10 protein-coding genes are annotated in these 13,228 nt (G+C 72.8%); 3 read left to right on the top strand and 7 right to left on the bottom strand.

Translation table 11 applies throughout. The features are described 5' to 3' along the window. Positions 1-2: 2 nt before the first annotated feature. A complete protein-coding gene (locus ABID81_RS03310) occupies positions 3-260 on the bottom strand; it encodes a hypothetical protein (RefSeq protein WP_354593410.1) in 258 nt (85 codons plus the stop codon). Beyond that, positions 260-2,884: a valine--tRNA ligase gene (valS, locus tag ABID81_RS03305; protein ID WP_354593409.1), complete on the bottom strand. Its 2,625-nt coding sequence runs from the start codon at positions 2,882-2,884 to the stop codon at positions 260-262. Before valS ends, ABID81_RS03310 begins: the two co-directional genes overlap by 1 nt. Positions 2,885-3,140: 256 nt before the next feature. Here valS and proP point away from each other — a divergent pair, with 256 nt between their 5' ends. After that, positions 3,141-4,676, top strand: a complete 1,536-nt coding sequence (gene proP, locus ABID81_RS03300) for a glycine betaine/L-proline transporter ProP (protein ID WP_354593408.1) — start codon at positions 3,141-3,143, stop codon at positions 4,674-4,676. 46 nt (positions 4,677-4,722) lie between these two features. On the opposite strand, the gene ABID81_RS03295 is transcribed toward proP, so the two are convergent. From ABID81_RS03295 to ABID81_RS03280, 4 genes are read right to left on the bottom strand one after another with little or no spacing between them, the layout of a single operon-like run. Further along, complete coding sequence (locus ABID81_RS03295; RefSeq protein WP_354593407.1) at positions 4,723-6,438, bottom strand: dipeptide ABC transporter ATP-binding protein; 1,716 nt, start codon at positions 6,436-6,438, stop codon at positions 4,723-4,725. Next, positions 6,435-7,331, bottom strand: coding sequence for an ABC transporter permease (locus tag ABID81_RS03290; protein WP_502915170.1), 897 nt, complete (start codon positions 7,329-7,331; stop codon positions 6,435-6,437). Before ABID81_RS03290 ends, ABID81_RS03295 begins: the two co-directional genes overlap by 4 nt. Continuing rightward, positions 7,328-8,278: an ABC transporter permease gene (locus ABID81_RS03285; RefSeq protein WP_354593406.1), complete on the bottom strand. Its 951-nt coding sequence runs from the start codon at positions 8,276-8,278 to the stop codon at positions 7,328-7,330. Before ABID81_RS03285 ends, ABID81_RS03290 begins: the two co-directional genes overlap by 4 nt. A 5-nt stretch (positions 8,279-8,283) precedes the next feature. Then, entirely contained in the window at positions 8,284-9,921 is a 1,638-nt protein-coding gene (locus ABID81_RS03280) for an ABC transporter substrate-binding protein (RefSeq protein WP_354593405.1), read from the bottom strand. A 135-nt stretch (positions 9,922-10,056) separates the two neighbouring features. On the opposite strand from ABID81_RS03280, the gene ABID81_RS03275 reads away from it, so the two are divergent. Next, complete coding sequence (locus ABID81_RS03275) at positions 10,057-10,686, top strand: TetR/AcrR family transcriptional regulator (protein ID WP_354593404.1); 630 nt, start codon at positions 10,057-10,059, stop codon at positions 10,684-10,686. Here the strand turns inward: ABID81_RS03275 and ABID81_RS03270 are convergent. After that, complete coding sequence (locus tag ABID81_RS03270) at positions 10,683-11,192, bottom strand: GtrA family protein (protein WP_354593403.1); 510 nt, start codon at positions 11,190-11,192, stop codon at positions 10,683-10,685. The two genes, ABID81_RS03275 and ABID81_RS03270, sit on opposite strands and share 4 nt — an antisense overlap. A 284-nt stretch (positions 11,193-11,476) precedes the next feature. On the opposite strand from ABID81_RS03270, the gene ABID81_RS03265 reads away from it, so the two are divergent. Continuing rightward, a complete protein-coding gene (locus ABID81_RS03265) occupies positions 11,477-13,162 on the top strand; it encodes a hypothetical protein (RefSeq protein WP_354593402.1) in 1,686 nt (561 codons plus the stop codon). Positions 13,163-13,228: the final 66 nt, after the last annotated feature.

Here is a 13,228-nt window from a genome sequence, read left to right as displayed (position 1 = left end):
CCCTAGTCCTCGTCGCCCTCGGCATCGACGGGCTCGTGGACGTGGGCCTCGCCGGTGACGGCGTCGACGCGGATGACCGTGCCGTCGTCGAGCTCGACGACGGGGCGGCGCTCGAGCCAGGTCAGCGTCCAGCGCCACGACGTCGCGTCGACGCCCTGGTCGGAGAGCTCACGCTCGACCTGGGCGACCGCCCCGAGGACGGGAGCGGGCAGTTCGGCCGGAGCCGCGCCTCCCACGCTCCACCGCGTGCCGAGCTGCATCAGGCACCCGCCGTCGGAGCGGGGGCGGCTGCCGGGGCGGTCGCCCCGTCGGCCGGCTGCTCGGCGAACACGATGTCGCCGACCGCGAGCTCGTCGCCCTCGGCGAACGACAGCTCGGCGATCTTGCCGACCGCCGCGAGGTCACCCGCCGCGAGCCGGACGAGGTCGAGCTGGGCGGCCGGGCCCGTGATGACGGCCGAGGCCACCGGGGTCTTCTGCGAGGCCTTCGCGTCGGACTTCGCCCGACGGACGAAGATCAGCGCCTGGCCCACGAGCCCGACGAGGCCCGACGAGCGCTCGCCCTCGGCGAGGCCGAGCTCGCCGACCGTCGGCCACGCGGCCCGGTGGACCGAGTCGTCGTGGGTCCACGACCAGACCTCCTCGGTCGCGAAGGGCAGGTACGGCGCCAGCAGGCGCAGCAGGCCCTCGAGGACCGTCCGCAGTGCGAGCACGGCCGAGGCCTGCTCGGCCGGGGTGGTCGCCCCGTAGGCGCGCTCCTTGACGAGCTCGAGGTAGTCGTCGCAGAAGGCCCAGAAGAACTTCTCGGTCGTCTCGAGCGCGCGGGCGTGGTCGTAGCCCTCGAGTGCCTCGGTCGCGGTCTCGACCACGGCGGCGAACGACGCGAGCAGGTCGCGGTCGAGCGGCTGCGTGATCTCGAACTCACCGGAGGGCAGCTCGAACGAGTACACGAACTTCGCCGCGTTCAGCACCTTGATCGCCAGGCGACGACCGATCTTGATCTGCTTCGGGTTCTGCGGGTCGAACGCGGCGTCGGTGCCCAGTCGGCTCGACGCCGCCCAGTAGCGCACCGAGTCGGAGCCGTGCTCGTCGAGCATGGCGGCCGGCGTGACGACGTTGCCCTTCGACTTCGACATCTTCTTGCGGTCGGGATCGACGATGAAGCCCGAGATCGAGGCGTTCTTCCAGGGCACGGTGCCCGACTCGAGCTGCGACCGCAGCATCGTCGAGAACAACCAGGTGCGGATGATGTCCTGCCCCTGCGGGCGCACGTCGTACGGGAACACCAGGTCGAACAGTTCGGGGTCGCGCTCCCACCCGCCGGCCAGCTGGGGCGTGAGCGACGAGGTCGCCCAGGTGTCCATCACGTCGACCTCGCCCTGGAACCCGCCGGGCACGCCGCGCTGCGACTCGTCGTAGCCGGGCGCCGTGTCGGACGCCGGGTCGATCGGCAGCTGGTCCTCGGACGGGACGATCACCCGGTCGAACACGGGGTTGCCGTCACCGTCGAGCGGGTACCAGACCGGGATCGGCACGCCGAAGAAGCGCTGACGCGAGATCAGCCAGTCGCCGTTCAGGCCGTTGACCCAGTTGTCGTACCGCACGCGCATGAAGTCGGGGTGGAAGGCCACCTGGGCGCCCCGCTCGAGCAGCGAGCCCTTGAGCTGCTCGTCGCGGGCTCCGTTGACCACGTACCACTGCCGGGTCGACACGATCTCGAGGGGCTTGTCGCCCTTCTCGAAGAACTTCACCGGGTGCGAGATCTTGCGGATCTCGCCCACGAGCTCGCCCGAGGCCGTGAGCTGCTCGACCACCGACTGCTTGGCGCTGAACACCGTCTTGCCGGCCAGCTGGGCGTACGAGGCGCGACCAGCCTCGGACGTGATCGCCTCGGGCGCCTCGCTGACGAACCGTCCGTCGAAGCCGATCACGGCTCGGTTCGGCAGCTGCAGCTCACGCCACCACACCACGTCGTTCGTGTCGCCGAAGGTGCAGACCATGGCGATGCCCGACCCCTTGTCGGGCTGGGCCAGGTGGTGCGCGACCACGGGCACCTCGACGTCGAACAGGGGCGAGCGGACGGTCGTGCCGAACAGCGCCTGGTAGCGCTCGTCGTCGGGGTGCGCCACGAGGGCCACGCAGGCCGGCAGCAGTTCGGGGCGCGTCGTGTCGATCAGCACGTCGCCCTCGCCGTCGGTGCGGTGGAAGGCGAGCTTGTGGTACGCACCGGGCATCTCTTTGTCTTCGAGCTCGGCCTGGGCGACGGCCGTGCGGAAGGTGACGTCCCAGAGGGTGGGGGCGTCGGCCTGGTAGGCCTCGCCGCGCGCCAGGTTGCGGAGGAACGCCTTCTGGGCGATGGCCTGCGACCCGTCGTCGATGGTGCGGTAGCTCTGGGTCCAGTCGACCGAGAGGCCGAGCTTCCGCCAGACGTCCTCGAACTGCTTCTCGTCCTCGACGGTCAGGCGCTCGCAGAGCTCGATGAAGTTGCGGCGCGAGATCGGCACCTGGTCGGCGGCCTTCGACGACTTGTTGTCGCCGCCCTCGAAGGGCGGGGTGAAGTCGGCGTCGTAGGGCAGCGACGGGTCGCAGCGCACGCCGTAGAAGTTCTGGACGCGACGCTCGGTGGGCAGGCCGTTGTCGTCCCAGCCCATCGGGTAGAACACGCTCTTGCCGCGCATGCGTTCGAACCGGGCCTTGACGTCGGTGTGCGTGTAGCTGAACACGTGGCCGATGTGCAGGCTGCCCGAGGCCGTGGGCGGGGGCGTGTCGACCGAGAACACGGAGGCGCGGGTCGCGCCGGTGCGGTCGAAGCGGTAGGTGCCGCGGCCCTCCCAGACCTGACCCCAACGGGCCTCGAGTCCTTCGAGGGCGGGCTTCTCGGGCATCGCTGACGGCATGGTCTTCTCCGGTTCTGTGGACGGCACCGTGTCGGTGGGGAGGTGCCTGGTTGTGGGACTCCGACCAGTGTACGCACCCTCGCGAGGCGTCCTCGGGGACCGTCGCCGCGCCTCCCGGGCGGTGCGGTCGCTGCACCGATGCAGTCGCTGAACTGGTACTGACATGGCAGCCCTGGTAGGCTCGACGGGTTTTGCCGACACCGGGGTCGACGTCCACCGCCCGACGACCTGGAGGCCTCACCTGATGTCAGCCAAGAAGCACGACAGCAAGAAGTCCGCCCGCCGCACGCTCACCACCGACGACGTCACCGTCGTCGAGGAAGGTCTGCTCAAGCGCGCGGTGAGCGCCGCGGCGCTCGGCAACGCCATGGAGTGGTTCGACTTCGGCGTCTACGCCTACATCACGACGACCATCGCGCAGGTGTTCTTCCCGCCGGGCGACGACGCGCTGAACATCCTCTTCACCTTCGGCACGTTCACCGCCGCGTTCGTCGTGCGCCCGATCGGTGGCGCGTTCTTCGGTCCACTCGGCGACCGCATCGGCCGGCAGAAGGTGCTGGCGCTGACGATGATCCTGATGGCCGCCGGCACGCTGGCCATCGGGCTCATCCCGTCGTACGCGACGATCGGCCTCTGGGCGCCCGTGCTGCTGCTGCTGGCCCGCCTGCTGCAGGGCTTCTCGACCGGCGGCGAGTACGGAGGCGCGGCCACGTTCATCGCCGAGTACTCGCCCGACAAGCGCCGCGGCTTCATGGGCTCGTGGCTCGAGTTCGGCACGCTCGCCGGCTACGTGCTCGGTGCCTCGCTGGTCACCGGCCTCCAGCTCGGCATGAGCGAGGAGGCGCTGCTCGCCTGGGGCTGGCGCATCCCGTTCCTGATCGCCGGGCCCCTCGGCCTCATCGGGCTCTACCTGCGGCTCAAGCTCGAGGAGACGCCCGCGTTCCAGAAGCAGCAGGAGGAAGCCGCCGGACGCGAGCACGCGAAGGTGCCGTTCGTGAAGCTGTTCGCCGAGAACTGGCGTGCGCTGATCGTCTGCATCGGCCTCGTGCTGGTGTTCAACGTGACCGACTACATGCTGCTGTCGTACATGCCGACCTACCTGACCAACACGCTCGGTCGCAGCGCGACCTCGGGGCTGCTGCTCGTCATCGTCGTGATGGTGCTGATGATGATCGTCATCACGTTCAGCGGGCGCCTCAGCGACCGGTTCGGCCGCCGACCGGTGCTCTTCGCCGGCTGCGTCGGGTTCCTGGTGCTGTCGTGGCCGGCGCTCAAGCTCGTGCAGTCCGAGAGCACGCCGCTCGTCTTCGTGGGCCTGCTGGTGCTCGGCCTCGTGCTCGTCACGTTCACCTCGACGATGCCCTCGACGCTGCCCGCGCTGTTCCCGACGATCATCCGCTACGGCGCCCTGGCCATCGCGTTCAACGTGTCGGTCTCGCTGTTCGGCGGCACCACCCCGCTCGCGACCGAGGCGCTCGTCGTCTGGGCCGAGGGTCGTGGCTTCTCGTGGGCCCACGACATCCCGGCCTTCTACCTGATGGCCGCGGCCGTGATCGGCCTCGTCGCCGTCTGGTTCACGAAGGAGACCGCCAACGAGCCGCTGCTCGGTTCGGGCCCGTCGGTCGCCACCGACGACGAGGCGCGCGAACTGGTCGAGGCCTACGCCGACGAGTCGAGCGAGGTCGCGAAGTCGGACTGGGCGCTCGAGTGGGCCCAGTCCGGGCTGATCGACGTCGTCGACCCGAAGGCCGCCGAGGCCGACGCCGCCCGCCGGGGCTGAGCCGACCCCGCCGTCCGGGGCCGGACCGACCCGTCGTCCGGGCCGACTACGGCCGGGCGGCGAGCAGGGCCCGCGTGTGGGCGTGCTGCGGGCGACCGAAGACGTCGGCCGTGGCGCCCTGCTCGACGACCCGCCCCTCGTGCAGCACGGCGACGCGGTCGGACACGTGCTCGACCACGTCCAGGTCGTGCGAGATGAAGAGGTACGCCAGGCCGTCCTGACGCTGCAGGTCGTCGAGCAGGTCGAGCACCTGGGCCTGCACCGAGAGGTCGAGAGCCGAGACGGGCTCGTCGCAGACGATCACCCGGGGTCTCGGGGCGAGGGCCCTGGCGATCGCGACCCTCTGGCGCTGGCCGCCCGACAACGTGTCGGGGCGGCGCCCGACCGTGTCGGCCGGGAGCCCGACCCGGCCCAGCAGGGCGACGACCTCGGCCTCGACCGGTCGGAGGCGCGTCCGGCGACCGGACGTCAGGGCGTCCGCGAGCACCCGGCCCACCGTGAAGCGCGGGTCGAACGAACTCGAGGGGTCCTGGTAGATCGCGCCGAGGTCGGCCCGGCGCGGACGCCGGTCCCGCTCGCGCAGCGGAGCCCACCGGGCGCCGAGCAGGTCCACCGTCCCGTCGTCGGGTTCGTCGAGGCCGAGCAGCAGGCGCGCGGTCGTGGTCTTGCCCGAGCCCGAGGCGCCGACCAGGCCGAGGGTCTCGCCGGCGTGAAGCGTGAGCGAGACGCCGTCGACGGCGACCCGGTCGGGGCCGCGGCGGCCGGCGAAGACCCGGCGGAGGTCCGTGGCGACGAGGACCGGCGGGGCCGTGACATCCGTCGCCGAACCGCGCGCGCCTCCTGACGGGGGAGGGGTGCTCGCGGGGTCCGGGGCCGAGTCGCGCGCGCCTCCCGCCGCCCGGGTGCCGGGCGTGGAGGGCGTCGACAGGCGGCGCCCGCGCGGCACCCCGCCGGGCAGGGCGGCGACGAGCATCCGCGTGTGGTCGGCCTCGGGGGAGTCGAGCACGCGCGCCGTGGGCCCCTGCTCGACCACGACTCCGTCGCGCAGGACGACGACCCGGTCGGCCAGGCGACGCACCACGCCGAGGTCGTGACTGATGGCGAGGACGGCCGTCCCGTCGTCGCGCAGGGCGGCGAGCCGGTCGACGACGACGCGCTGCACCTCGGAGTCGAGCGCCGTCGTGGGCTCGTCGGCGACGATCAGGCCGGGGCGCAGCGCGAGGGCCGCCGCGATGAGTGCCCTCTGACGCAGGCCCCCCGACAGCTCGCCCGAGCGGAGCCCCCGACGCGTCTCGGGGTCGGGCATCCCGACCTCGGTCAGCACCTCGAGCACGCGGGCCCGACGCTCGGCGGCCGACAGCCGGGTGTGCAGCCGCAGTGCGTCGTCGATCTCACGCCCGACGGGGCGCAGCGGGTCGAGCGAGACCAGGGCGTCCTGCAGGACGAGACCGACGCGCGGGCCGCGCAGCCGTCGCCAGCCCCGCTCGGTCAGCGTCAGCAGGTCGTCGTCGCCCAGCCGGAGCACGTCGGCGCCCACCGTGCCTCCGGTCAGTCCCAGCAGGGCCCTGGCGGTCACGCTCTTGCCCGACCCGGACTCGCCGACGAGGGCCACGCACTCGCCGGGGCGGAGCGAGAACGACACGTCGTCGACGGCCGTGACCCCGTCGAAGGCGACGTGCAGGTGCTCGACGACGAGGTCGTCCGAGGAGGCGCGGCGCCCGTCGCCGTGCGGGGCCGCGGGGCCCGAGGGGGTCGCGGTCACGGCCGACCTCCCCGGCCGCGACGGGCGAGCCCACGACCGAGCACGGTCGCGGAGGCGGCCGTCACGACCACGGCGAGGCCCGGGAAGACGGTCATCCACCAGGCGATCGCGAGGTAGGTGCGGCCGGCCGACAGCATGGCTCCCCATTCCGGCGCCGGCGGAGGCGACCCGAGACCGAGGTAGCTCAGCGACGACGCCCAGACGACGGCCTGGCCGAGGCCCAGCGTCGCGAGCACGACGACCGGCGCCAGCGCGTTCGGCAGCACGTGGCGCACGAGCACGACGGCCGGTCGTCGGCCGAGCACGGTCGCGGCCTCGACCATCGGCGACCGGCGGACGGCGGCCACCTGGCTGCGCACGATGCGGGCGTACCCCGGCGCCGTGGCGAGGCCCACGGCGATCGTCGCGGGCACGGCGCCCGGGCCGGTGAAGGCTATGACGACGAGCGCGAGCAGCAGGCCGGGAAGGGCGAAGAGCACCTCGAGCACCCGGCTGACGCCGGCGTCGGTCGCGCGCCCGGCCCACCCGCGTCCCCCGAGACCCGCCAGCACCCCGAGCGCCGTGCCGAGGCCGGTGCCGACGACCGTGGCGACCAGCCCGATGGTGAGCGAGGCGCCGGCTCCGTGCACGACGCGGGTCCACACGCCGCGCCCCGACTCGTCGGTGCCGAAGGGGTGGGCGAGCGACGGGCCGGCGAAGGCGTCGCCCGGGGACACCGCGAGCGGGTCGGCGGGGGCCAGCAGTCCCGGCGCGACGGCCATCAGGACGACGAGCAGCAGCAGGGCCGCGGCGACCGTCTCGGCTGCGCCGAGCGGTGGGCGACGCCGGCGGGTGCGGGACGAGGAGGCGCGGGTCGGTCCGCCACCCCGGGGCAGGTCGGGCAGCACGGTCACGTCGCACGCCCCCGGGGGTCGACGGCCCGCTCGGCCAGGTCGCCGAGCGCGACGACCACGACGTAGGCCAGGGCCGAGACGAGGGCGACCCCGGTGACGAGCGGGATGTCGCGCAGGGTGACCGCGCCCAGCAGGGTGCGGCCGAGGCCCGGGCGGGCGAACACCGACTCGACGACGACGGCGCCGCTCAGCAACGAGCCGAACGCCCACCCCGACAGGGCCAGTCCGGGCAGGGCGGCGTGGCGCAGCAGGTGGCGGGAGAACAGCCCGGACGGGCTCTCGCCCCGCGCCCGTGCCGAGATCGCGAACGGCGCCGCGGCCGCGTCGAGCAGCGAGTCGCGGGTGACCTGGCCGAGGAACCCGGCGACGGGGATCGCGAGGGTGACGACCGGCAGCACGAGCCCGGCGGGCGTGCCCGTGCTCACCGGGGGCAGCAAGCCGAGGCCGGTGCTGAAGACGAGGATCAGCAGGCTCGCCAGCCAGAAGTGCGGCACCGCCGAGGCGACCACCTCGAGCCCGGACGAGACCGTCGCGGCGACCCGGCCGCTGAGGGTCGCCCACCAGGCCGTGCCGATCGCCAGGAGCCAGGCCACGACGAGCGACAGCAGCGCGAGGCCGATCGTGCCGGGCAGTTGGTCGAGCAGCAGTCGGCCGACGTCGGTCCGCAGCGAGTACGAGGTGCCCAGGTCGCCGGTCGCGAGCCTGCCGAGCTGCGCGAGGTACTGCACCAGCAGGGGCTGGTCGAGACCGTACTGCCGACGCACCGTGTCGAGCGCCTCGGCCGACGCCTGGGACCCCGGCCCGCCGAGGATGGCCTCGGCGGGGTCGCCCGGCACGAGGCGGATCGCGAAGAAGATCAGGGTGGCGACCGCCCAGAGCACGAAGACCGCACCCAGCAGGCGGCCGACCAGCCACCGCCCGGCCCGTCGCCACCGCCCCGGCCGCACCCCGGTCAGCTCGCCTTGTAGGCGTCGTACATGGTCGGGGCCTGGACGGTCGGGAGGGCGCGGACCCCCTGGACCTCCGAGCGCACGAGGTAGTGGTTCTGCTGGTCGTAGAGCGGCAACACGTGCCACCCCTCGAGGATGGTCTGCTGGGCCTGCTGGTAGAGGTCGGCCCGTTCGTCGGCGTCACTGGTCTCGGAGGCGCGGGTCAGCAGGTCGTCGAGGGCCGGGTCGTCCGTCTGGGACAGGTTGGCGAAGTAGCCGCTCGGGGCCGGGGTGATGCCGGCGCTGTCGTAGAGGATGCGCAGGACGTCGGGACCGACCTTCGTGTACGGCGCGCTGACCAGGTCGTACTCGTTCGCGGCGAGGGCGCCATACCAGCTCGACAGGTCGAGGGGCTCGAGGGTGACGGCGAAGCCGAGGTCCTTCGCGCCGGCCTGCACCTGTTCGAAGAGCGACTGCTCGGCGGGGATCGACTGGTTCGTGCTGACCGGGAAGGTCGCGGCGAGGCGCACGCCGTCCTTCGTGCGGTACCCGTCCGCGTCGCGGGTGGTCCAGCCGGCCTGGTCGAGCAGGTCGTTCGCCGCGTCGGCGTCGACGTCGAAGAGCGACTCGTCCGAGAACGCAAGGGGTTCGACGCTCGAGAGCGGGCTGTAGGACCGCTTCGCCGTGCCGAAGAAGAGCGAGTCGATGCCGGAGTCGACGTCGACGCCCCGGATGAACGCCTCGCGGACGGCCGGGTCGTCGAACGGTGCCTTGCCGGCGTTGAGCTCGATGCGGTTGGAGGCGCCGGGCCGGGGGGCGTCGATCTCGTCCAGCGAGTCGTCCTTCGCGGCGGCGACGAGGGTGTCGGGCTGGGCGTTGTCGATCACGTCGACCTGGCCGGCCTGGAGGGCGGCGTAGCGGGACGCCGAGTCGGGGATGAATCGCCAGACGATCTCGTCGAGGTAGGCCGGACCCTGGTGCCCGGCGTCGGCCGGTGGCGACGTGTAGTCGTCGTTGCGGGTGAGCACCACCTGTTGCTGCTTCGTCCACGAGTCGACGACGAACGGCCCGGTGCCGACCGGCGACTCGCAGTTGACCTCCTGCGTGCGGGTCAGGGCCTCGGGGGACTCCATGGCGAGCCACGGCTGCGAGAGCGACTCGAGCAGTGCGCTGTCGGGCGCGCTCAGGTCGAAGCGGGCCGTCCGGTCGTCGACCGCCTCGACGCCCGTGACCTTGCCGAGGGCGAGGTACCCGGTGGACGAGAGGGTCGTAGGGTCCTGCAGGTGGGCGACGTTGGCGGCCACGGCTGCGGCGTCGAACGGGGTGCCGTCGGTGAAGGTGACGCCGTCCTTGAGCGTGAAGGTCCAGCTCAGGCCGTCGTCGGCCTCTTCCCACGAGTCGGCCAGCCACGGCACGACGTCGCCGTTCGCGTCCTTCGAGACGAGGGACTCGAGGTACTGGGTCGACACGAGCGCCTGCGGGTAGTTGCCCCCGACGTGCGGATCGAGGCAGGTGGGCTCGGCGTCCCCCGACGCGTAGGTGAGCGTCCCGCCCGCGACCGGGGTGGACGAGGCGTCGGGATCGCCCCCGCTCGTGCACCCGGCGAGCACGAGGCCCGCCGCGGCGGTGGCGGCGATCAGGGCGGGCAGGCGACTGCGCATGGGACTCCGGGCGTGGGGATCGGGTGCGTACGGGACGGGGAGGTCGGGGGCGGTCCGAGGCGCCCCGGTGCGGGGCGGCATTCGTGGACCGGGTGCAACAAGTGCGCCGTCGAGTCTAGCGGCATGATGGTCTCCATGTCCGATGGCCCAGGTACCCGCCCGCGGCGGCCGGTCGGTCGACCGCGACGGTCGTCGGCCGAGATGCTGGCCGACGCCGCCGCCGAGCTGTTCCTCGAGAACGGCTACGCCCGTACGACCGTCGACGACATCGCTCGGCGCGCCGGCGTCAGCCGGGGCACGTTCTTCAACTACTTCGAAGCGAAGTCCGACCTCTTCTGGCTCGACCTCGACCAGAGCCTGGCCGACCTCGGCGACCTGTTGCGCGCCTCCTCGTCGCTCTCGCCGGTGCGCGCCGTCGAGGCCGCGCTCGTCGCCCTCGCCGAGGCGCACGACCCCGAGCGCGTGCCCTGGGCCCTGACCCAGTCCGAGGCCATGGCCCTCGGCGACGACCTCGTCGCCTCGGCGGCCGTCCGCTTCGTCCGGCAGCAGGCCGTCGTCGCGTCGTACGTGGCCGAGCGCACCGGCCGCGACCGGCCGGACCTGTCGGCCCAGGTGGTGGGGTCGGCCCTGATCGCCGCCGCGTCGGCGGCCGTGGCCACCTGGGCCAGGGCCGGGGTGTCGCGGGGTGACCTGGGGTCGGTCGTCGCCGCTGCCGTCGGACCGGTGGCCGACGGACTGGCGGCCCGGGAGGCGCGCTCGGCCTAGACCGTCGGCGTCGGTGACGTCGACGGCGACGTGGGCGAGAGCACGTCGGCGATCTCGGCCCGCTTCGGGAAGACCCACTTGTTCATGGCCCAGTAGCGGAAGACCATGGCGAACAGCGTGCCGATGACCGGGCCGCTGACGAAGTCCGCGATCTCCTGGGTCGCGCGGGAGACGTTCGGCACCTCGAGGCCGAGCCCGTAACGGGACAGGTAGGCGGGCGCCGAGTTGATGGCGACGCCGACGAGGCTGACCACGACGAACAGCAGCATCTCGTGGGCGGTGTGCCTCTCACCGCGGTCGTCGAACGACCACTTCTTGTTCATCCAGTACGAGACGATCGTCGCGACGACGATGCCCAGTGCGAGAGCCGTGACCGGGTGCTGCGGGATGACGAACAGCTTGAGCCCGTAGTTGATCGCCATCGTGATCACGAAGCCGATGCCCCCGACGACGAGGAACCTCGCCGCGGACGGGTGCTCTCTCACGAGCTTGATGACTGCATGCACCGGCTCACGGTATCCGAGGGGGCCAAGAACCGGCTGCGAACGACGCAGGAACGGTCGTGATTCATCCCCCGAACGAGTGGATGACCCGACGGGGTCGTCCGGGGGTGGAGGCGCGCTCATCACAGCGGATGATCTCGCGCAACGAACGGGTCACGGAGTGAGAGAAGCTCGGTACGAGCCGATAGCGTCGAACTCGTCGGTTCGGATCACCAGGCCGACGATCGGGCGTCCGGGGTGGGTCGGGGCGGGCCGGTCCTCTCTGACTCACGAAGAGGAAGTCACGCATGAAGAAGACCGTGTCGAGCGCCGCCGCGTTGTCGACGGCCATCGCCATCGCCCTGGGGGGCGTCGCCCTGAGCGGACAGGCCGCGATCGCGGCCCCTGCGCCGCTCGGACACGAGACGGCGTCGCCGTCGACCGACGCCGTGGACCCGGCAGCGGGTGGGACACCGGGCGCCGACGCGGCGACCGGCGACACGGCGACCGGCGACGCGGCGGCCGACGACGCGTCGGTCACCGACGAGGTCCCCGTGGCCGAGACGGCTCCATCAGCCGAGCCGGACGCCGGCACCGCGGACGACACGGGGGACGCGACGGATGCCGTCGGTGCGGCCGGGGTCGGCGAGGAGGTGCCGATGCCCGAGGCGGCCGTGCCGGCGACCCCTGGGCCGACGACCGAGCCCGCGCCGGTCGCGGCGCTCGCCGCGACGCCGGCCGCTCCGGTGATCACGTCTCCGGCCGACGGGCAGTCGCTCGAGGTGACGGCGGCGGACGGGGCGACCGAGGGTGACGTGCCCGTCGCCCTCGCGGGCACCGGGCAGCCGGGTGCCGAAGTCGCCCTGTCGTTCGTCCGCGACGACGCCGCGGCAGACGTCTCCACCGAGGCGGACGTGAGCACCGTGGTCGGATCGGACGGCACCTGGACGGTCACGGTCGGCTTCGAGGGCGGTCGGTGGGCCGCGACGGCCACGCAGCGCTCACTCGACGCCGACGGCCTCGCCGACAGCGACCCCTCGGCCGAGTCGTCCGTGACGCGCTTCGAGGCGATCGCGCAGGTCCTGCCGCAGTGGGCCGTCGTCGACCAGGCCGGCGACGAGGTCTACGTCGCCGACGCGGAGGTCGACGGAGAGCAGCGCGCGACCGTCTTCACGACCGGTACGACCGGCACGCTGTACCGGGCCGAACTGACCTTGGTCAGCGAGGACGGCACGCGGGTCCTCGCGCCCGTCGTCGCGGACGAGTTCCGTGACGGCGGATTCGCGACCGAGCTGTCGGTGCCCGTGGGCGTCTGGCGCATCGCGGCGAAGCAGGTCGACCTCGAGGCTTATCCCACGCACCCCGGCATCAAGTCGGCGTCCTCCGCCGCCAACCTCTCGCCCCTCATCACCGTCCTGCCGAGTGAGGCGGGCGTCGTGGACGCACCGGTGGTCACCTCGCCGGGCGCCGGTGCGACGATCACGGGACGACCCGACCCGCGGCCTGGTGCCGAGGGCTACCTGGAGTTCGACATCACGGGCACCGGTACGCCGGGGGCGTCCATCGCGCTCTACGGCTTCTTCGACGACGGGACGAGCGGCATCGAACGGTACGCCGCAGCCCTGCGCGGAGAGATCCCGGTCACCGAGGTGGAGCGCCCCTCGGCCGGACTGGACCCGGTCGTCGTCGGATCGGACGGTCGCTGGAGCACGACCGCCTCGTTGCGGCCCGGCACCTGGTCGTTCGCCGCTTTCCAGCTCGACGACCGCCTGGGCGTCGAGCTGATCTCGGACGCGAGCGTGCCGGTGACCTTCACGCTGGCCGCCCCGGTGATGCCCGCCGTGTCGACGACCGTGCGGGGCACCTCCCCGACGTCGTTGGCCTACACGGGGTCGTCGGACTCGGCACCGCTCGCGGGGCTGGCCGGCATGCTGCTGGTGGGCCTCGGGGCGGCGGCGGTCGTCGTCTCGCGGCGCCGCGCCTCCCGGGGCTGACCCCGGTCGCGCGAGCGTCCCTCACGGGCCGGGCCCGACACCTCTCGAGGCGTCGGGCCCGGCTTC

Source organism: Frigoribacterium sp. PvP054 (genome assembly GCF_040547465.1).
Lineage (GTDB): Bacteria > Actinomycetota > Actinomycetes > Actinomycetales > Microbacteriaceae > Frigoribacterium.
The sequence above is the reverse complement of the archived record's forward strand: the minus strand, read 5'-3'. Positions and strand labels throughout refer to the sequence as shown.

Coding starts and splice junctions, on each gene's coding strand:
- ABID81_RS03310 (WP_354593410.1), bottom strand. CDS start 260: ATGCAGCTCGGCACGCGGTGGAGCGTGGGAGGCGCGGCTCCGGCCGAA.
- valS (WP_354593409.1), bottom strand. CDS start 2,884: ATGCCCGAGAAGCCCGCCCTCGAAGGACTCGAGGCCCGTTGGGGTCAG.
- proP (WP_354593408.1), top strand. CDS start 3,141: ATGTCAGCCAAGAAGCACGACAGCAAGAAGTCCGCCCGCCGCACGCTC.
- ABID81_RS03280 (WP_354593405.1), bottom strand. CDS start 9,921: ATGCGCAGTCGCCTGCCCGCCCTGATCGCCGCCACCGCCGCGGCGGGC.
- ABID81_RS03275 (WP_354593404.1), top strand. CDS start 10,057: ATGTCCGATGGCCCAGGTACCCGCCCGCGGCGGCCGGTCGGTCGACCG.
- ABID81_RS03265 (WP_354593402.1), top strand. CDS start 11,477: ATGAAGAAGACCGTGTCGAGCGCCGCCGCGTTGTCGACGGCCATCGCC.